Here is a 19,167-nt window from a genome sequence, read left to right on the forward strand (position 1 = left end):
GGTGGTAAACCTCAGTCGCGGCGGTTGCGGGACTGGGGCTTGGCCATGTCGCCTAAGAACTTCTCCATCTCCCGACGGTCCTTCTTCGTCGGACGTCCCAGCCCTTTGTCGCGACGGGGCACGAACCCGCGCAGAGCCGGGTCCGGCGGGGGAGTGAGATCTTCGTAGCACTTGACTGCGACGGACGCCTGCATCCGGGTCGGGATGAAGCCGGTGATCTTCCAGGTGAATTCGGACCCGGCCTTGCGCACCCGCACCTCTTGGCCGATCGTCACCTTCTGTGCGGCTTTGACCCGCTGACCGTCGACCTGCACATGCCCGCCTCGGCAGGCCTGAGTGGCGAGATTGCGGGTCTTGAACATCCGCGTCGTCCACAGCCACACGTCGACGCGCATGTGCTTTGCCGCATCACGGTTGATCTCGGTCATCGCCGGTGTCCTTCGGGCTCCTGGCTGCGAGAGTCGGCCCGCAGGGCCAGCTCGGAGCGGCGGGTGAACGTCTGGGCGGGACGGCCCCGCCCCTGAGTCACGGCCTGACCGGTGGGATCGAGCAGCGGCAGCATGGTGCGCCGGAACGTATCGGCCTGCAGACTCTCCCCGGCCACAACCTCGTGGAGTTCGCGCAGCTGCCGCAGCGAGAACTCGCTTTCGAGCAGACCGAAGGGATCCGGAGTCCGTTCGTGCAGCGCCCGCAGCCGGTGCACGGCCACGCGCACGATCTCCCGATGCTCCTCACTGAGCTCCTCGACCTCGTGCACGGGCACGAGTCTGCGGCGGTGGGCGGGGGAGTCGGCGTAATCGGAATCCCGCGCAGCCTCCTCGGCGGCGGGGTGGGGATGATCATCCTCGGCGAGGCCGACGTCGGCGGCCGAGAGCACATCGAGGTGAGCCACGGAGATCACCCACCCGCGATCGTCACGGTCGGGCTGATCGAACACGTGCAGCTGCACCGGTGCCCGGTCGACCAGCCGGGCCTTCTCGCGCAGGCACCGGGCGACCGCCTCGGCGAGCCGTTCCTGCGGACGCAGGATCGACCCGGGCAGCTGCCAGACCCCATCCCCGGGATGGGTCATGAGAACATGCAGGCCGCGGCCGGGCACGGGGCAGAGGACCGCGGTGTCGACCGCGACCGAGGGCCGCGGGAACTGCGTGAGTTGACTCGGATCAGGCATGCTCTTCGTATCGTTCGAATTCGTCGTCGGTGCAGGTGGTCGGCGAGGAGACCGGAGGTCTCGCGTGGTGCTGGACTTCCGTGCAGCACGCACCAGTCTAATTCTCTTCTGCCGGGTGACGAATCCTCTCTCACCGGTGAGCGAAATCCTGCCCCCGCCGTTTGTTCCGCGCCGATTCCCTGACCCTCGCCCGCGTGCGATAGTGTTCGAGCAGAGTCCTGACAAGTTGAGGAGAATCACCCATGGCCCTGCGCATGTCGTCCCTGTTCGTGCGAACCCAGAAGGAGGACCCGGTCGGCGCCGAGGTGGCCAGCCACAAACTGCTGCACCGCGCCGGATACATCCGCAGGTCCGCCCCGGGGATCTACACGTGGCTGCCGCTGGGTCTGGCCGTACTCGGCAAGATCGAGGCCATCGTGCGCGAAGAGATGGCGCGCGCCGGCTCCCAGGAAGTCCATTTCCCCGGCCTGCTGCCGGCCGACCCGTACAAGACCTCGGGCCGTTGGGAAGCCTTCGGACCCGACCTCTTCCACCTCAAGGACCGTCGGGACAACGACTACATCCTCGCGCCCACCCACGAGGAGGTCTTCACCCTCCTCGTCAAGGATCTCTACTCCTCGTACAAGGACCTGCCGCTGTCGATCTACCAGATCCAGACGAAGTACCGCGACGAGGCCCGGCCCCGGGCAGGACTGCTGCGCGGACGCGAATTCATCATGAAGGACGCCTACTCCTTCGACATCGACGATGCCGGACTCGACGCCTCCTATGAGGCCATGCGCGTGGCCTACCTGCGGGCCTTCGCTCGCCTCGGCCTGCCTTGCCTGCCCGTCAAGGCGACCCCGGGCGCGATGGGCGGCTCCGGCACCGAAGAGTTCATCTACCCCTCCGAGGTCGGCGAGGACACCTTCGTGCGCTCGCCCGGCGGGTACGCCGCGAACGTCGAGGCCGTGACCTCGATCGTTCCCGAGGCGATTCCGTACGCTCAATCTCCTGCCGCCCACGTCGAGGACACCCCGGACACCCCGACGATCGAAACCCTCGTCGCCGCCGCGAACGCTCAGCATCCGCGCGCCGACCGCGAGTGGACGGCCGCAGACACACTGAAGAACGTCGTCTGTGCCGTCACCCATCCCGACGGCACGCGCGAGATCATCGTCATCGGCCTGCCCGGTGATCGCGAAGTCGACCTCGACCGGGCCGCCGGCACCGGAATGCTCGGCAACGGCGAGGTCGGCCTCGAGGCCGCCACCGCCGAGGATCTTGCCGCCCACCCGGAACTCGTCAAGGGCTACATCGGGCCCGGCAACGACCTGGCCGACCCCGTGCTCGGTCTCGAATCGCCCTCGAAGATCCGCTACCTGCTCGACCCCCGTGTCGTCGACGGCACGCGCTGGATCACCGGAGCCAACGAACCCGGACGTCACGTCTTCGACCTCGTCGCCGGTCGTGACTTCACCGCCGACGGCACGATCGAAGCCGCCCAGGTGGTTCTCGGCGACCCCGCACCGGACGGTTCGGGACCCCTGGAACTGGCTCGCGGCGTTGAGATCGGTCAGATCTTCAAGCTCGGCCGCAAGTACGCCGAAGCCCTCGACCTCAAGGTGCTTGACCAGAACGGGAAGGCGCAGACCGTGACGATGGGCTCCTACGGGCTCGGCGTCACCCGCGTCATGGCCTGCATCGCCGAGGAGTACCACTCGGAGAACGGCCTGCTGTGGCCCCAGCATCTGGCCCCGGCCGATGTCCACATCGTCGTCGCCGGCAAGGGCGACGAGATCGCCGAAGCGGCCGAGACCATGACCGCCGAGCTCGAAGCCGAAGGTGTCAGCGTCCTGCTCGACGACCGCAACAAGGTCTCACCGGGCTTCAAGTTCGCCGATGCCGAACTCATCGGCATCCCCACGGTCATCGTCGTCGGACGGGGGCTGGCCGACGGTGTCGTCGAGGTCCGCGACCGTCTCGGTGACGGCAAGGGCGATGTCCCCGTCGCCGAGGTGGTGCCGTCGACCGTGGCACGAGTGCGCGCAGCATATGCGAAGGCGAACGATGCAGCCGATGCGGCGGTGGCTGCCGACGGCGCGGACGCGTCCGACACCGCCGACGCGAACGACTGAGCCTCCTCGGTGTTCGAAGCGCTCACCGGCGGCATCGATGTCACCGTGGCCATGGTCCTGTGGCTGCTCGCCGCAGGAGTCCTGGCCGGGTGGATCGATGCGGTCGTCGGCGGGGGTGGACTCATCCAGCTGCCCGCGCTGCTGCTCGTCCCGGGGATGACCCCGGTCCAGGCGGTCGCGACGAACAAGATCGGGTCGATCGCGGGCACGACCGCCTCGGCGATCACGTATCTGCGCAAGATCACCCCGGATCGGTCGGCGACGATCCCGGCGGCTGCCTCGGCGTTCCTCGGCGCTGTGCTCGGGGCGAAGCTTGCGACCCTGGTTCCCTCCGCATTGTTCACGCCGATCATCCTGCTCGCTCTGATCGGGGTCGGACTGTTCACGCTGCTGAACCCCAGCCTCGGCGCGGATGCGAGCCTGCGGTTCGGGGAGACGTCGAAGCGGCACCATGCGCTGTCATGGCTCATCGGGCTCGTCATCGGCGTCTATGACGGGGTGCTCGGGCCGGGGACGGGATCGTTCCTCGTCATCGCCTTCGTCTCGGTCATCGGGTTCTCGTTCCTGCAGGCCTCGGCCACGGCCAAGGTCATCAACTGGGCGACGAACTTCGGTGCGCTCGTCTACTTCGTCCCCGATGGTCAGGTGGTGTGGCTGCTCGGAATGGTCGTGGCGGTCGGAAACGTCGCCGGCGGCATCTTCGGGGCTCGGACCGCGCTGAAGAAGGGGTCCGGGTTCGTCCGCGTCATCTTCGTCGTCGTGGTCTCCGCGATGATCCTCAAACTCGGCTTCGACATCCTGACCACCCTCATCCACCCACCCCTTGCTACCTGACGGCGGCCCAGCAACCTCGCGCGAGGTTGCTGGGCCGCCGTCACGTAGCAATTAGCCGATGGGTTTGAGGGCGTGGGCGTTGACTCCGGCCACGTCGGCGCCGGACAGGGCGCGGGCGACCCACAGGGAACGCGCCGCATCGGCCAGGCTCGACGTCGACCCCTCGGAGGCCGAGCGCAGATACCAGAACATGTTCGTGATCTCGCGGGCCACGGTCGCGCCCATCCCGTACTGCGGGTCGATGCGCGCGCACAGGGCCAGGTCCGTGGCGAAACCGCGCAGCCACGCCGCCTGCGCCTGCGGATGGTTCGATGGGATCTCAGCCAGACGATTCCACAGCACCGGGGCCAAGGTATAGGCGGTCGGCCCGGCCAGAGGCTGCGGGTCGATGGCCTTCCACGTCGAAATGCCCGTCGGATCCGGATTGCCGGCAAGGATGTTGTAGTAGTGCAGGTCGGCGTGGATGAGCCAGTTCTCATCCGAGGAGGCCAAGGTCTGCATCCAATTGCGGGCGAACGACAGCAGCAGCCGATCATTCGGACCCGCCTCCGACCACCCGGTGAGCAGCCCGGCATCGGCATCGAAGCTGTTCAGCCACCCGCCGACGACGTCCTGGACGCGCAGGAACTCCGCCGCCGCCGGAATCTCCAGAGACCGCTGCAGGGCACCCCACACGGGAGGCACATCGGCCAAGGGCAGCACCGAGAGATTGTCCTTCGTGCGCAGCCGCTCCTGCAGGGTCACGCGGAAGCTGCGATCATCGCGGATGACCCGCACGGCGCCGTGCCCGTTCCACATCTTCAACGCGCGCAGCACCTGCGCATGCGCGGCGGTATGCGCCGAGGTGGGGGCCGCGAACCGCAGCACACCCTGATAGTTCTCCTGAGTGAGCACCGGAATGACCAGCGATTCGCAGCCGGCCCACGGGGAGCCGGGCACATCGTCGAAGCGCAGCTTCCACCGATCGAGGAGCTCAGTGGCCATGAAATCGAGCGCCGCGACCCAGGCATCGGTGCGGAACTCGCCGATGATGTCGCGAGTGGACCGGTAGAGAACAGGTGGAACCCTCACTTCGTCGCCTCCGCCCGTCCCGGATCGTCGTAGGAAAAACGCAGCGGCTGCGGTGCGGCGAAGACCGTGCGTGCCCGCGCCGATTCCCACAACCGCAGGATCGCCGAGGCGTCACCGTCCAACCACGGCAGCACCGAGGCGGCCACGCCGTCTTCGAGATTGAGGGCGAGCTCCTTCGCCGACTCGGCATCCGTGGGGGTGGGCTCGAGTTTCCACGCCGAGGCGTTCGGGTCCGCCTGCTTCTCGCCGAGGAGTTCGAGCATCTCCCCGGACAGGGCCCCCAGGGACTCGAGCCGGGCCAGCGCCCTCATGCGTTGAGAGGACTTGACCGGGAAATTCACGGCCAGGCGTTCGTAGCCGTAGGCCGCCGCCCGCGACTGATTGAGGATCGCGTTGAACATCGCCTGCCGATCCTCCGCACCGCCGGACGGGGAATCGCCGCTGCCGTTACCATCCTCGCTGCCCTCGCCATCCTCGCCGCCCTCGGCATCCTCGGCGGCTGCCGACGGCTGCGCACGGTCGGACATGTCCTCACGCCCGGTGCGGATGAGGTCATCGGCAGTGTCGATGAGCTCGGGCCGCTTCGTCCCGGCCGTCAGTGCCAGCCCGGTCGCGACGTCGGCCAGGACGGGGATGAGGCCCGATCCGAGCGGCGACGACGCTGAGAAGACGGCCTTGAGGACGACCTCGGCGGCGTCGACGAATGGGCGTGATTCCTCCGTCGGGGGAGGATCGGTGGCGAACTCCGTCGGCGGGTTCCACTCGGGGCCGATCGCCGTCTTGAAATCGGCAAGATCCTCACCAGCGGTTTCCGGGTCACCGGAGCCGGGGGAGGCGGCGTCGAGGATGCGTGCGATGCGGTTGCGCAGCTGCTGCGTGGAATCGAGGGTGGGGATGTCGGGGTCGGAGTCGATGCGCAGGCCACAGGCCGTGAGTAGACTCAGACTCATTCCGCTGACGCCGGTAGTCAGGAGGACGCGGCGACTGACGGGAAAACGCATACGGCAATCCTATCGGATGCCCACCGGCCGGCCCGGACGCACAGTCCGGGCGGAAACTCGCCCCGCGGATCGGATGCTTAACGTCGAGCGAGGGTGTCGCTTAGGGTGGGGTGAAACGGTCGACCGGGCATGCGCACGGGCCACCGCACCCACGCCGCCGCCTCGGCGAGTGGGCCGTCCAGTGACGAGGAGGAGATATGGACGAGGACATCGAACGGATCAAGGGTCTGCTCGCCCCACCCCTGGAATCCGCGGGATTCCACCTGGAGAACGTCAAGGCCGTCGCCGCAGGCCCCCGCCGCACGCTCACCGTCGTCGTCGACCTCGATGAGTCGAGCACGGATCCGATGTCGATGGAGAAGATCGCCGAATCGACGAAGATCGTCGGCGCCGCCCTCGACGAGGTCGAGATCTTCCGAGACAAGCCCTACCAGCTCGAGGTCACCAGCCCCGGTGCCACACGCAAGCTCGAGACCCCGCGTCACTTCCGCCGCGTGATCGGCCGCCGCCTGGAGATCACGACGAAGAAGGACACTTTCAAACTCGACCTCGCCGAGGTGGGGGAGACTTCGATCACGGGAACGAACCCCCAGAACAGGCAGACGAAGCAGGTGCCGCTCGACGACATCCGCACGGCGCAGGTGGAATTGAAGTTCCGCTGAGGTCGAACTGACGTTCCGCCGCGGCCGAACGTGGGGCTTCGCTGATACGGTGCGGGCGCGGACTGGGATAGACTGTTACGCCTGCATAAGTGAACACAGACAATTCAACGCTCGAGTGAGCTGCAATGCTTGAGTGAGCCGGAGAGGACATAGGCATATGGACATCGATCTCAATGTTCTGCGCGTGATCGAACGAGAGCGTGAGATTCCGCTGGAGACCCTCGTCGAACTCATCGAACAGGCTCTCTACCTCGCCTACCAGAAGACCGAGGGTGCGTGGCCCGACGCCCGCGCAGAGCTCGACAAGTCCTCCGGTGAGGTGCGCATTCTCGCTGTTGAGTTCGACAACGACGACAACCCGATCGGCGAATTCGACGACACCCCCACCGGCTTCGGCCGCATTGCCGCCCAGACCGCCAGGCAGGTCATCTACCAGCGCCTGCGCGACGTCGAGGACGAAACCGTGCTCGGCACGTTCAAGGGCCGCGAGGGCGAGATCGCCTCGGGTACCATCCAGCAGGGCAGGGATCCGCAGATGGTCCAGGTCGACCTCGGCGATGTCGAGGCCGTTCTGCCCCCGCACGAACAGGTCCCCGGCGAGGAATACACCCACGGCACTCGTCTGCGCGTCTACATCGCCGACGTCCACAAGGGGCAGAAGGGCACCTCGGTCACCGTTTCCCGCACCCACCCGAACCTCGTGCGCCGTCTCTTCGCCCATGAGGCCCCGGAGATCGCCGACGGCACCGTCGAGATCGTGTCCCTGGCCCGTGAGGCCGGCCATCGCACGAAACTCGCGGTGCGCGCCACGAAGCCCGGCGTCAACGCGAAGGGCTCGTGCATCGGCGAGCTCGGATCCCGTGTGCGGGCAGTCATGAACGAGCTCGGCCAGGAGAAGATCGACATCGTCGACTACTCCGACGATCCGGCGAAGTTCATCGCCCACGCGCTGTCGCCGGCGAAGGCCAGAAGTGTCGAGATCCTCGACGCAGCCGCCCAAGAATCCCGCGCCGTCGTACCGACCGACCAGCTCTCACTGGCCATCGGCAAGGAAGGGCAGAACGCCCGCCTGGCCGCGAAGCTCACCGGCTGGAAGATCGACATCGTCGCAGCCGACTGATCCTCGCCGAGGCGGCCCACCGGTCGACATCGCCGCAGGCGAACAGCCTTCCGCAGTGATCCTCACCACTGGCCCCTTGGCGCGCGCCGTGGCGTCGGTGCTGTAGAATCATTCATTGTGAATGTTGGCGATGGACCCGTAAGGACGTGCATCGCCTGTCGGCAGAAGGCCGATCGGAGCGAGCTGACGCGATTCGTCTTCCGCCCCGATCAGCACCCCGCCGTCGTCCACGACGTGTCAGCGACACTGCCGGGACGCGGCGCCTGGGTGCACCCTGACGAGAAGTGCCTGACCAAGGCACGGACCGCTGCCCCCTTCGCTCGAGCCTTTCGAACGAAGATCACGGCCTCGGACCTCCCGAAGCCGGACACCGAACCCAAAGAGAACGGGTAGCCGAATGGATGACAAGTTGTGAGTGTCGCACGATGACACCCAGACGGAAATCGAGAGAGCAGTGAAATGAGTACTGCTCTTCATTGATGAGGTTCTTTCCTGACCGGGAAAGAACCCGGACAGGAGAACTGTGGCAAAGCCCCGTGTCCATGAGCTCGCGAAAGAGCTCGGCACAACCAGTAAAAACGTCCTTGAGAAGCTTCAGGACATGGGCGAATTCGTTCGCTCTGCTTCCTCGACGCTCGAAGCGCCCGTCGTGCGCCGAGTGAAGGAAGCCTTCGCCGATTCCGCACCCGCCGCTGGCGAGAAGTCTGCCGGTGGTGCCGCGAAGAAGTCCGCTGCCAAGCCCGCGGCGAAGCCCGGAGCCCCGAAGCCCGGTGCGAAGCCGGCACCCAAGCCCGCCGCGAAGTCGACGGCCAAGCCGGCCCCGGAGAAGTCCAAGTCCGCTGAGGCGGACGAGACCGCAGCGAAGCCGGCGTCGAAGCCGGCAGCCAAGCCGGGCGCCAAGCCCGCAGCTCCGGCTGCCCCGAAGGCAGAGACTCCCGCCGAGGCTCCCGCGGCCGAGACGAAGCCCGAAGGCTCCGCCTCCGCCAAGCCCGATGCACCGAAGCCGGCTGCCGCACCCAAGCCGGGTGCGCCGAAGCCCGGTGCGCCGAAGCCCGGTGCCCCCAAGCCGGGTGCGCCCAAGCCCGGTGCGCCGAAGCCCGGGGGCCGGTCATCGGCACGCCCCGGCAACAACCCGTTTGCTCCCTCGCAGGGAATGCCGAAGCCCGGTCGCGGCCCGAAGCCCGGCGGCCGTCCCGGCGGTCAGGGTGGTCAGGGCGGACGCCCCGGCAACAACCCGTTTGCTCCCTCGCAGGGAATGCCGAAGCCCGGCCAGAAGCCGCGCGGCACCGGTGAGGAGTCCGCGGCAGGTCCGCGTCCGGCACCGCGTCCGGGCGCACCTCGCCCGAACCCGTCGATGCTGAAGAACTCGGCACTGAACAAGCCCGCTCCCGGCCGCGGTCGCGGCGGGGGACGCGGCAATGCCCCCGGCGGCGGTCCCGGTGCTCCGGCAGGCGGTCCCGGCGGCGGTCCGCGTCGCGGTCCCGGCGGTCCGGGCGGACGCGGTTCAGGTCGCGGTCGCGGAAGCACCCAGGGTGCATTCGGCCGCGGCGGCGGTCCCCGTCAGAAGGGACGGAAGTCGAAGCGGGCGAAGCGCGCAGAGCTCGAGCAGATGCAGGCTCCGTCGGTCGGTGGCGTCACCGTTCCGCGCGGAAACGGCAACACGCCGCTGCGTCTGCGTCGCGGCTCCTCGCTGGCCGACTTCGCCGAGAAGATCAACACGGATCCCACGAACCTCGTGACCGTGCTCTTCCACCTCGGTGAGATGGCGACGATCACCCAGTCCCTCGACGAGGCGACCTTCGAGATCCTCGGCGAGGAGCTCGGCTACAAGATCGAGATCGTCTCGCCCGAAGACGAAGACCGTGAGCTGCTCGAGACCTTCGACATCGATCTCGATGCCGAAGCCGCCGAAGAAGACGATGAAGACCTCCAGGCTCGTCCGCCGGTCATCACCGTCATGGGTCACGTCGACCACGGTAAGACCAAGCTGCTCGACGCGATCCGCTCGGCCAATGTGGCAGCACGGGAAGCCGGCGGCATCACCCAGCACATCGGCGCCTACCAGGTCGAGGTCGACCACGAGGGCCAGGAGCGCAAGCTCACCTTCCTCGACACCCCGGGCCACGAGGCGTTCACCGCCATGCGTGCCCGCGGTGCGAAGTCGACCGACCTCGCGATCCTCGTGGTCGCCGCCGATGACGGTGTCATGCCGCAGACCATCGAAGCGCTCAATCACGCTCAGGCGGCGAATGTGCCGATCGTCGTGGCTGTCAACAAGGTCGATAAGGAGGGGGCGAACCCGGCCAAGGTCATGCAGCAGCTGACCGAGTACAACCTCGTGGCCGAAGAGTACGGCGGCGAGACCATGTTCGTGCCGATCTCCGCGCTCAAGCGTGAGGGCATCGACCAGCTGCTCGAGTCCGTGCTCCTGACCACCGATGCGGCACTGGACCTGCGGGCCAACCCCGACAAGTCCGCTCGCGGCATCGCGATCGAAGCCAAGCTCGACAAGGGCCGCGGCGCGGTTGCGACCGTGCTCGTCGAGTCCGGCACCCTGCGCCAGGGCGACGCCATCGTCTGCGGCACCGCCTACGGACGTGTGCGGGCGATGTTCGATGAGAACGGCAACCTCGTCGAGGAGGCCGGTCCCTCCCGTCCGGTCCAGGTCCTCGGTCTGTCCTCGGTCCCGCGTGCCGGTGATTCGTTCATCTCCACCGATGACGACCGCACCGCACGTCAGATCGCTGAGAAGCGCGACGCCATCGAGCGCAATGCCGCTCAGGCCCGCGGTCGCAAGCGCATCAGCCTCGAGGACTTCACGAAGGCGCTGGCCGAGGGCAAGGTCGACATGCTCAACCTCATCCTCAAGGGCGACGTCTCCGGTGCTGTCGAAGCACTCGAGGATTCGCTGCTCAAGATCGATGTGGGCGAGGAAGTCGATCTGCGGATCATCCACCGCGGCGTCGGTGCGATCACCGAGAACGACATCAACCTGGCCACGGTCGACAACGCGATCGTCATCGGCTTCAACGTCCGTCCGGAAGCGAAGGCTCGCGACCTGGCAGACCGCGAAGGCGTCGACGTCCGCTACTACTCGGTCATCTACCAGGCGATCGACGACATCGAGAGCTCGCTCAAGGGCATGCTCAAGCCCGAGTACGAAGAGGTCCAGACCGGTACCGCGGAGATCCGCGAGGTCTTCCGGTCCTCGAAGTTCGGCAACATCGCCGGTTCGATCGTCCGCGATGGTCACATCAAGAGGAACTCGACCGCACGCGTCACTCGCGACGGAGTCGTCATCGGCAACAGTGTCAGCATCGAGTCGCTGCGCCGGTTCAAGGACGATGCCACCGAGGTCCGTGAGGGCTACGAGTGCGGTATCGGACTCGGCAAGTTCAACGACCTGCGCGTCGGAGACATCATCGAGACTTTCGAGATGCAGGAGAAGCCGCGCGACTGAGCGGACCAGTCTGAGTCGCACGCTCACGATGTGAGTCGCAACCGTTGGCTCCGGTCGGCCCCTGGAACAGGGGACCGGCCGGAGCCGGTTCGATTCCACGTCTAAGATAGGGCCGGAGACACGCTCCGGCCCCGAACCACGAAGGACAGCACTATGGCAGACCCCACCAGGGCTCGCAAGATCGCCGATCAGATCAAGGTCATCGTCGCCAGCACGATCGAGCGTCGGCTCAAGGATCCGCGCCTCGGCTTCGTCACCGTCACCGATGTGCGTGTGACCGGAGATCTGCAGCACGCCACCATCTTCTACACCGTCTACGGTGACGACCAGGACCTCATCGGCACCGGCAAAGCGCTGGAATCCGCGAAGGGCTTCATCCGCTCCGAGGTCGGCAAGGGGCTGACGATCCGTCTGACCCCGAGCCTCGAGTTCATCGCCGATGCCGTCCCCGAGGCGGCCGCCCGTCTCGATGGACTGCTCGCTCAGGCCGCCGCCGACGATGCCCGCGTGGCCGATCTGGCTGAGAACGCGGAGCACGCGGGAGACGCCGATCCGTACAAGAAGAGCGAGAGCGCCGACGACGAGTGATCGGCGATCTTCGTCACGAATGCAGAAAACGTCGTCGTAACAGTTTTGTTATGTTTCCGAGATGTCGTAGACTTCTTCGGGTAACGAAATGATCACGACTCTGTTAAGGGAATTCTGCATTGGGTAAGCACTCTTCACCGAAGCCGTCGTTCGCGAAGCAGCTCATCCGGGACCTGACTCCCGGCAGGCGCCCCGCGGGACGACGCGCAGCGACTGCGCCGTCGACGGCGACATCCGTGCTGGCGACCGTCAAGCAGCGTCCCGTCGTCGCCGCGATCGCCGTTCCGGCCGCAGCGACCGCGGCCGTGGTCGGTTCGACCGTCGTGATGGGCCCGCCGGAATCCGGCGAGGTCACCAGCGAAGCCGCCAGCACCACGCCTGAGCAGGCGAGTCCCTCGTCTGTGAGCCAGGACGAGATCGACGCGCAGCGGAAGAAGGCCGGCGAAGAGTACCTCGAGAAGGTCAAGGACAACCCGAAGTACAAGAACAAGTCTTCGAAGTCCACCCTCGAGGTCAAGACGCCGAAGCCGGAGCCGACCGCCGAATCCTCGACCGCGGCGACCAAGAGCGGCAGCGACTCCTCGTCCAAGGACAAGTCCACCGAGGGCGGAGGCACCTCGGACGACACCTCCGCACCGCCGTGCAGCGTGTCATCGTCGATCGAATCCGGTCTGCTGCCCAACGCCGTCAACGGATACCGTGCCGTGTGCGCGAAATTCCCCGAAGTCAAGACCTTCGGCGGCCGTCGCCCCGGCACCGGGTCGGACCACAACACCGGTGAAGCCGTGGACATCATGATCAGCGGCGCCACGGGTGACCGCATCGCCGACTACCTGATCAAGAACCAGGGCAGCCTCAACGTCAAGTACGTCATCTGGAAGCAGCGCATCTGGATGCCCGGCCAGGGCTGGAAGGGTATGGAGGACCGCGGCAGCACGACTGCCAACCACTTCGACCACGTGCACGCCTCCTTCAACTGAAGTCGGCCTCAGTGAGCGATACTTCCCCACAGGGCATCCTCGTCTGCGACAAGCCGCAGGGCCTGAGCTCCCACGGTGTGGTCTCGCGGATCCGGCGCTGGTTCGGCACGAAGAAGGTCGGCCATGCCGGCACGCTCGATCCCATGGCCACCGGTGTGCTCGTGCTCGGCATCGGCCGCGGCACCAAACTGCTCACCTACATCACCGGAGTCTCGAAGACCTACTTCGCGACGATCCGACTGGGTGCGTCGACCCCGACCGATGACGCGGACTCCGAACCTGACCGCTTCGCCGAGCCCGCAGCGCTCGCGCGCAGCGACGCCGCCGCCATCGAGGGCGCCGTGGCAGCCCTGCGCGGCCCGATCGACCAGGTGCCCAGCGCCGTCTCGGCGATCAAGGTCGACGGCAAACGCTCCTATGCCCGCGTCCGCGCCGGTGAGAAAGTCGAGCTCAAGGCCCGCCGGGTCGAAGTCTCCGCGTTCGAGATCATCGACATCCGCTTCGCGGCAGACGAAGGGCACATCGACGTCGATGTCGAAGTCGACTGTTCCTCGGGCACCTATGTGCGTGCCCTGGCTCGCGATGTCGGCGCCGACCTCGGCGTCTACGGCCACCTCACGGCTCTGCGCCGCATCCGCGTCGGCGACTTCGAGCTCGACCAAGCCGTGACCCTGCCCGAGGACCTCGACGACCCTGCTCCCGGGCTCATCCCCCTCGCCGAGGCGGCCCGCACCCTTCTGCCCGTCGTCACGGTCACGCGCGAGCGGGCCACTGCGCTCATGCAGGGCAAGGTCGTCGCCTCCCGCGACTGGGCCGGCGACTCGGCCGCCGAGGCCCTCCCCGGCACGGAAGTGTCCGTGATCTGCGAGGACACACTCGTTTCCGTGGCAGAGGTGCGAGCGGACGGAGGGCTCAAATCCGTCACTGCCTTCGCCATCGACCTCGCCTGAACAACCCAAAAAGTTGTATTCGATCAATACAATGGAAACTCTTGTATTGCGGCCGAGGGTCTGCTGTACTGGAACCATGTTCGTCTTGACCATCGACCAGCAGGATTCGCGCACGAGCGCCGACGCCGTGCCCGAGGTCCTCGCGGTGCTGGCCCCCATTGCGACCGTCGTGCCCTTCGCCCGCACCATCGGCGATGAGGTCCAGGGAGCCCTGGAGGATGCGAACGCCGTCGCCGAGGCGGTGCGCCGACTCGCGGTCCGCACCGGCTGGCACATCGGCATCGGCATCGGCGAGGTCGACGAACCGCTGCCCGAAGCGACGGCCGCGGGCCGGGGCCCGGCCTTCTACGTCGCCCGAGAAGCCGTCGAAGCCGCGAAATCCGCTCCCGCCCACCTCGTCGTCCGCTCCGGGGAGGACCCGGGGGAGAGGTCCGCGACGGCGGACCATTGTTCGCTCGCCGAGGCGGCCCTGCGCCTGCTCGTGAGCACACTGGCCGAACTGCGCGCACAATCGCGCGGCTACGTCGACTACCGGCTCGACCACCCCGAGGCGACTCAGGCCGAGATCGCCGCCCGCTTCGACGTCTCCCAGCAGGCCGTGTCGCGAGTGCTCGCTCCCGGGACCGCGGATATCGTCGCCGGCGCCCAGACACTCGCCCGTCACCATCTCGAGCTGGCGGAAGGAGCATTCGATGTGGACTGAAGTCCTCGTCGCCGTCGGCGCGGCACTCGTCGCTGCACTCATCGGCTGGCCCCTCGTCCCCGCCTTCCTGCGGCTGACCCATTCGGGTCCCGGAAGCAGACCCGAGCGCACCGGAGCCGAAGATGTCGAAGTCCTGCGCGGAGGACTGTGGGTCGGCATCGTCGAACGTGCCCTCATCGCCGGGGCCATCGTCCTCGGCCGTCCCGAACTCATGGCCGTGGTCATCGCGGTCAAGGGCCTCGGTCGCTTCGCCGAGATCAAATCCTCGGCGGCAGCGGGGGAGCGGTTCATCATCGGCACCTTCGTTTCGATCGCCTTCGCCTCCCTCGTCGGGGTCGTCGGCTGGGCGATCATCGCCTGAGCGCAGACGCGCAGACGACCGTAATCGCCCGACCGGCGTGACCCGCCCGCCTCCGCCGGTTCGTCCGCGCCCGAGATCGGGTGGAGCCGCCTCGGCGAGGTGTGGGTTAGGAGGCGTGAGATCTCTGCGATAATCTGAATCGGTGCACGGAAGGAGCGAATGTCTGGTGGAGCTGTATCACGGACTCGGTGAAGTCGAGGCCGACGCTGTCGGCACCGTCGTCACCCTCGGCAACTTCGACGGCGTGCACCGCGGGCACCAGACGGTTCTCAAGACCGTCGCCGCCCTCGCTCGGCAAGAGGGACTGCGCTCGATCGCGATGACCTTCGACCCGCATCCGCGCACGGTGCACCGTCCAGCCGACCCGACCGTGATGATCACCTCGACCCGGCAGCGGGCCGACCTCATCGCCGAGACGGGCATCGACGCCCTCCTCATCCAGCCCTACGATCTCGATTTCGCCGCCCAGACGGCCGAGGAGTTCGTCCGCACCTACTTCGTCGAGGGCCTGGCCACGAAGATCGTCGTCGTCGGCGACGATGTCCGCTTCGGGCGCGACAACGAAGGCACCATCGACACGTTGCGCCGCCTCGGCGAGAAGTACGGGTTCCGGACCGAGACGATCGACGAAGTCGGACGTGGGGGACGATATTCGTCCTCGCGCATCCGCGAACAGCTCACAGCCGGGGATGTCGCCGAGGTGGCCGACCAGCTCGGTCGCTACCACGCCCTGCACGGCACCGTCGTCCACGGCGATGCGCGCGGCCGCGACCTCGGGTTCCCGACCGCGAACCTCTCGACCGACCCCGAAGGGCTCGTGCCCGCCGATGGCGTCTACGCGGGATGGGCGACGTTCTCCGGTGAGGGTCAGGCGTATCCGGCGGCGATCTCCGTGGGCACGAATCCGACGTTCCACGGTGAGACGCGTCGGGTCGAGGCCTATGTGCTCGACAAGGAGTTCGGCGAATTCGACGTCTACGACCGTGAGATGACTCTCGAATTCGTCTCCCGCATCCGCGGCCAGGTCGCGTTCACCGGGATGGACGACCTCATCGTGCAGATGCATGAGGACATCGCCGATGTGCGCGAGGTCCTGCACACCTGATACGCTGAACTCTGCCGTTTTCACCGGCCGCGGTCCCAGAGTGCGAGGATTTCAGGTCTTCGCGCCGCGCAACGATACGAAGGAGAACTCCATGGCTCTCGACACTGCTGTGAAGCAAGAGATCATCAAGGAATATGCAACTCACGAGGGCGACACCGGTTCTCCCGAGGTTCAGGTTGCACTGCTGACCCGCCGGATCACCGATCTGACCGAGCACTTCAAGGATCACAAGCACGACCACCACTCGCGTCGTGGCCTGCTGCTCCTCGTTGGTCAGCGTCGCCGCATGCTCAAGTACCTGCAGAAGGTCGACATCGAGCGTTACCGTTCGCTCATCAAGCGCCTCGGCCTGCGCCGCTGATTCGGTCTGAGCCGATCAGCTCACGCTGATCTTCTCTCACCGATCGATTCGGAAGCGTCCCACCACTCGGTGGGGCGCTTTCGTGCTTCCGCGGCCGGGTCCGGCCCGGTGCGTGCCGCTTCGCAACGGTGCTTCGGCGGTTTCGTGCTTCTGCGGTAGACTCGGACGTGGACACTCTTGCCATGGACGTTTCGGTCTTCGGTAGTGGCCTCCGGAGGAATGCGCGTCTGCATCTGCTTTCACCTGTGTGCAGCGCCGGTTCCGTGGGCCCCGATCGATGACCGGCCTGGATCCATGGAGAGTCCACAGCCAATATCCCGCCGGCAGGACGCGGGGCCTCGCGCTGCACAAGGCAGAGCGATGCCTCATACGTCGAGGGCCATTCCTCGAGCGCTGCAGGCCTCACATCGATGAGGGCCACCGCGCACCGGCACAACATAGGAGACTACGTGGGACTCAACCCTGAATCCGCCGTTGCCAATATCGACAATGGCAGCTTCGGTTCGCACACCATCCGCTTCGAAACCGGGCGTCTGGCCCAGCAGGCCGCCGGTTCCGCCGTCGCTTACCTCGACGACGACACCATGCTGCTGTCGGCTACGGCCGCCGGCAAACACCCCCGTGAGGGCTTCGACTTCTTCCCCCTGACCGTCGACGTCGAAGAGCGCATGTACGCCGCCGGACGCATCCCCGGCTCGTTCTTCCGCCGTGAGGGACGCCCCTCGACCGACGCGATCCTCACCTGCCGCCTCATCGACCGCCCGCTGCGCCCCTCCTTCGTCAAGGGCCTGCGCAACGAGGTCCAGGTCGTCGTCACCGTGATGTCGGTCAACCCCGACCACCTCTACGACGCCCTGGCGATCAACGCCGCCTCGATGTCGACCCAGCTGTCCGGTCTGCCGTTCTCCGGCCCCATCGGCGCTGTGCGCATCGCGCTCATCGACGGTCAGTGGGTCGCCTTCCCGAACCACTCGCAGCTCGAAGACGCCGTGTTCAACATGGTCGTCGCGGGCCGTGTCGTCGGTGACGACGTCGCCATCATGATGGTCGAGGCCGAAGCCACCGACAACGTCATCGACAAGATCAAAACCGGCGCCCAGGCTCCCACTGAGGAAGTCGTGGCCGAAGGCCTCGACGCCGCCAAGCCCTTCATCGCCGAGCTCTGCCGCGCCCAGTCCGAACTCGCCGGTCGTGCCGCGAAGCCGACCGTCGAATTCCCCGTCTTCCGCGACTACGAGGACGATGTCTACGAGGCCGTGCGCGAGCTCGCCGAGGCCAAGCAGACCGAGAACTTCCAGATCGCGGACAAGCAGGAGCGCGAAGCCGCCGGTGCCGTCCTCCTCGACGAGCTCTTCGAGAAGCTCGGGGAGCGCTTCGCCGGACGTGAGAAGGAGATCGCGAACGCGCTCAACGCTCTGACCAAGCAGGTCGTGCGCAAGCGCATCCTCACCGATCAGGTCCGCATCGACGGACGTGGACTCAAGGACATCCGTCCGCTGACCGCGGAGACCAACGTCATCCCGCGCGTCCACGGTTCGGCCCTGTTCGAACGCGGCGAGACCCAGATCCTCGGTGTCACCACGCTCAACATGCTCAAGCTCGAACAGCACATCGACTCGCTGTCGCCGGTGACGTCGAAGCGCTACATCCACCACTACAACTTCCCGCCCTACTCGACCGGTGAGACCGGCCGTGTGGGCAGCCCGAAGCGCCGCGAGATCGGTCACGGCGCCCTTGCCGAGCGTGCGCTCGTGCCGGTCCTGCCCAGTCGCGAGGACTTCCCGTACGCCATCCGCGAGGTCTCCGAGGCCCTCGGTTCGAACGGTTCGACCTCGATGGGTTCGGTCTGCGCCTCGACCCTGGCCATGCTCTCGGCCGGTGTGCCGCTCAAGGCCCCTGTCGCCGGCATCGCCATGGGATTGGTCTCCGACGTCATCTCCACCGACCAGGGTGAGCAGACCGCATACGCGGCGCTGACCGACATCCTCGGCGCTGAAGATGCCTTCGGCGATATGGACTTCAAGGTCGCCGGCACCCCGGACTTCGTCACCGCGATCCAGCTCGACACGAAGCTCGACGGTCTGCCCGCCTCGGTGCTGTCCGCAGCGCTGAAGCAGGCGCACGAGGCCCGCATGGTCATCCTCGGCGTCATCAACGACGCCATCGACACTCCCGCCGAGATGGCTGCGACGGCTCCGCGGATCATCTCCGTGAACATCCCCGTCGACAAGATCGGTGAGGTCATCGGGCCCAAGGGCAAGATGATCAACCAGATCCAGGAGGACACGGGCGCCGACATCAGCATCGAAGACGACGGAACCGTCCTCATCGGTGCCACCGACGGACCGGCTGCCGAGGCCGCCCGCTCGATGATCAACGCGATCGCGAACCCGCAGGTGCCCGAGGTCGGCGAACGCTACCTGGGAACCGTCGTGAAGACGATGAGCTTCGGTGCCTTCGTCTCCCTCACGCCGGGCAAGGACGGTCTGCTGCACATCTCGGAGCTGCGTAAGCTCAATGAGGGCAAGCGCGTCGAGGACGTCGAAGACGTCGTCGGTGTCGGCCAGAAGGTCCAGGTCGAGATCACGAAGATCGACGACCGCGGCAAGCTTTCGCTGGCTCCGGTCTCCGATGACGATGAGCAGTCGGACGACGAGGGATCAGACAACTGATACTCAACAGT

18 protein-coding genes are annotated in these 19,167 nt (G+C 66.7%); 14 read left to right on the forward strand and 4 right to left on the reverse strand.

The annotated features are described in order from the left end of the window. Window positions 1-11: 11 nt before the first annotated feature. Window positions 12-428, reverse strand: a complete 417-nt coding sequence (locus ACSE4D_RS14990) for an RNA-binding S4 domain-containing protein (RefSeq protein WP_135539413.1) — start codon at window positions 426-428, stop codon at window positions 12-14. Further along, complete coding sequence (locus ACSE4D_RS14995) at window positions 425-1,171, reverse strand: NUDIX hydrolase (protein WP_135539411.1); 747 nt, start codon at window positions 1,169-1,171, stop codon at window positions 425-427. Before ACSE4D_RS14995 ends, ACSE4D_RS14990 begins: the two co-directional genes overlap by 4 nt. 242 nt (window positions 1,172-1,413) lie before the next feature. Between ACSE4D_RS14995 and ACSE4D_RS15000 the strand changes: the two genes are divergently transcribed. Then, a complete protein-coding gene (locus tag ACSE4D_RS15000; protein ID WP_135539409.1) occupies window positions 1,414-3,288 on the forward strand; it encodes a proline--tRNA ligase in 1,875 nt (624 codons plus the stop codon). 9 nt (window positions 3,289-3,297) lie between these two features. Next, on the forward strand, window positions 3,298-4,122 hold the full coding sequence (locus tag ACSE4D_RS15005; protein WP_240689744.1) for a TSUP family transporter: 825 nt from the start codon (window positions 3,298-3,300) through the stop codon (window positions 4,120-4,122). A gap of 51 nt (window positions 4,123-4,173) precedes the next feature. Here the strand turns inward: ACSE4D_RS15005 and ACSE4D_RS15010 are convergent, their stop codons facing one another. Beyond that, complete coding sequence (locus ACSE4D_RS15010; protein ID WP_135539407.1) at window positions 4,174-5,193, reverse strand: aminoglycoside phosphotransferase family protein; 1,020 nt, start codon at window positions 5,191-5,193, stop codon at window positions 4,174-4,176. Next, window positions 5,190-6,194, reverse strand: a complete 1,005-nt coding sequence (locus ACSE4D_RS15015; RefSeq protein ID WP_425118797.1) for a hypothetical protein — start codon at window positions 6,192-6,194, stop codon at window positions 5,190-5,192. Before ACSE4D_RS15015 ends, ACSE4D_RS15010 begins: the two co-directional genes overlap by 4 nt. Before the next feature lie 197 nt (window positions 6,195-6,391). Between ACSE4D_RS15015 and rimP the strand changes: the two genes are divergently transcribed. The 12 genes from rimP (at window position 6,392) to ACSE4D_RS15075 (ending at window position 19,156) form a co-directional block, all read left to right on the forward strand. After that, window positions 6,392-6,856 carry a ribosome maturation factor RimP gene (gene rimP, locus ACSE4D_RS15020; protein ID WP_135539403.1) on the forward strand — a complete coding sequence of 155 codons (465 nt, stop codon included), beginning with the start codon at window positions 6,392-6,394 and terminating at the stop codon, window positions 6,854-6,856. 157 nt (window positions 6,857-7,013) lie between these two features. Then, window positions 7,014-7,976, forward strand: a complete 963-nt coding sequence (nusA, locus tag ACSE4D_RS15025) for a transcription termination factor NusA (protein ID WP_135539401.1) — start codon at window positions 7,014-7,016, stop codon at window positions 7,974-7,976. Between the two features lie 117 nt (window positions 7,977-8,093). After that, complete coding sequence (locus ACSE4D_RS15030; protein ID WP_135539399.1) at window positions 8,094-8,369, forward strand: YlxR family protein; 276 nt, start codon at window positions 8,094-8,096, stop codon at window positions 8,367-8,369. A 130-nt stretch (window positions 8,370-8,499) separates the two neighbouring features. Beyond that, complete coding sequence (gene infB, locus ACSE4D_RS15035) at window positions 8,500-11,436, forward strand: translation initiation factor IF-2 (protein WP_135539397.1); 2,937 nt, start codon at window positions 8,500-8,502, stop codon at window positions 11,434-11,436. A 153-nt stretch (window positions 11,437-11,589) separates the two neighbouring features. Then, the gene (rbfA, locus tag ACSE4D_RS15040) at window positions 11,590-12,024 is read left to right on the forward strand and encodes a 30S ribosome-binding factor RbfA (RefSeq protein ID WP_135539395.1); all 435 of its coding nucleotides are present in this window, start codon (window positions 11,590-11,592) and stop codon (window positions 12,022-12,024) included. A gap of 119 nt (window positions 12,025-12,143) precedes the next feature. Further along, window positions 12,144-13,004 carry a ligand-binding protein SH3 gene (locus ACSE4D_RS15045; RefSeq protein ID WP_436326168.1) on the forward strand — a complete coding sequence of 287 codons (861 nt, stop codon included), beginning with the start codon at window positions 12,144-12,146 and terminating at the stop codon, window positions 13,002-13,004. A gap of 11 nt (window positions 13,005-13,015) precedes the next feature. Further along, a complete protein-coding gene (gene truB / locus ACSE4D_RS15050) occupies window positions 13,016-13,954 on the forward strand; it encodes a tRNA pseudouridine(55) synthase TruB (RefSeq protein WP_436326169.1) in 939 nt (312 codons plus the stop codon). Window positions 13,955-14,030: 76 nt separating this feature from the next. After that, window positions 14,031-14,657, forward strand: coding sequence for a hypothetical protein (locus tag ACSE4D_RS15055; RefSeq protein ID WP_436326170.1), 627 nt, complete (start codon window positions 14,031-14,033; stop codon window positions 14,655-14,657). After that, entirely contained in the window at window positions 14,647-15,018 is a 372-nt protein-coding gene (locus ACSE4D_RS15060; protein WP_135539387.1) for a hypothetical protein, read from the forward strand. The genes ACSE4D_RS15055 and ACSE4D_RS15060 overlap by 11 nt, the downstream gene beginning before the upstream one ends. A 166-nt stretch (window positions 15,019-15,184) precedes the next feature. After that, complete coding sequence (locus tag ACSE4D_RS15065; RefSeq protein WP_135539385.1) at window positions 15,185-16,123, forward strand: bifunctional riboflavin kinase/FAD synthetase; 939 nt, start codon at window positions 15,185-15,187, stop codon at window positions 16,121-16,123. Between the two features lie 91 nt (window positions 16,124-16,214). After that, the gene (gene rpsO, locus ACSE4D_RS15070; protein ID WP_135539384.1) at window positions 16,215-16,484 is read left to right on the forward strand and encodes a 30S ribosomal protein S15; all 270 of its coding nucleotides are present in this window, start codon (window positions 16,215-16,217) and stop codon (window positions 16,482-16,484) included. Between the two features lie 449 nt (window positions 16,485-16,933). Beyond that, a complete protein-coding gene (locus ACSE4D_RS15075; protein ID WP_135539382.1) occupies window positions 16,934-19,156 on the forward strand; it encodes a polyribonucleotide nucleotidyltransferase in 2,223 nt (740 codons plus the stop codon). Window positions 19,157-19,167: the final 11 nt, after the last annotated feature.

Source organism: Brevibacterium sp. FAM 27836, from assembly GCF_051351055.1.
GTDB lineage: Bacteria > Actinomycetota > Actinomycetes > Actinomycetales > Brevibacteriaceae > Brevibacterium.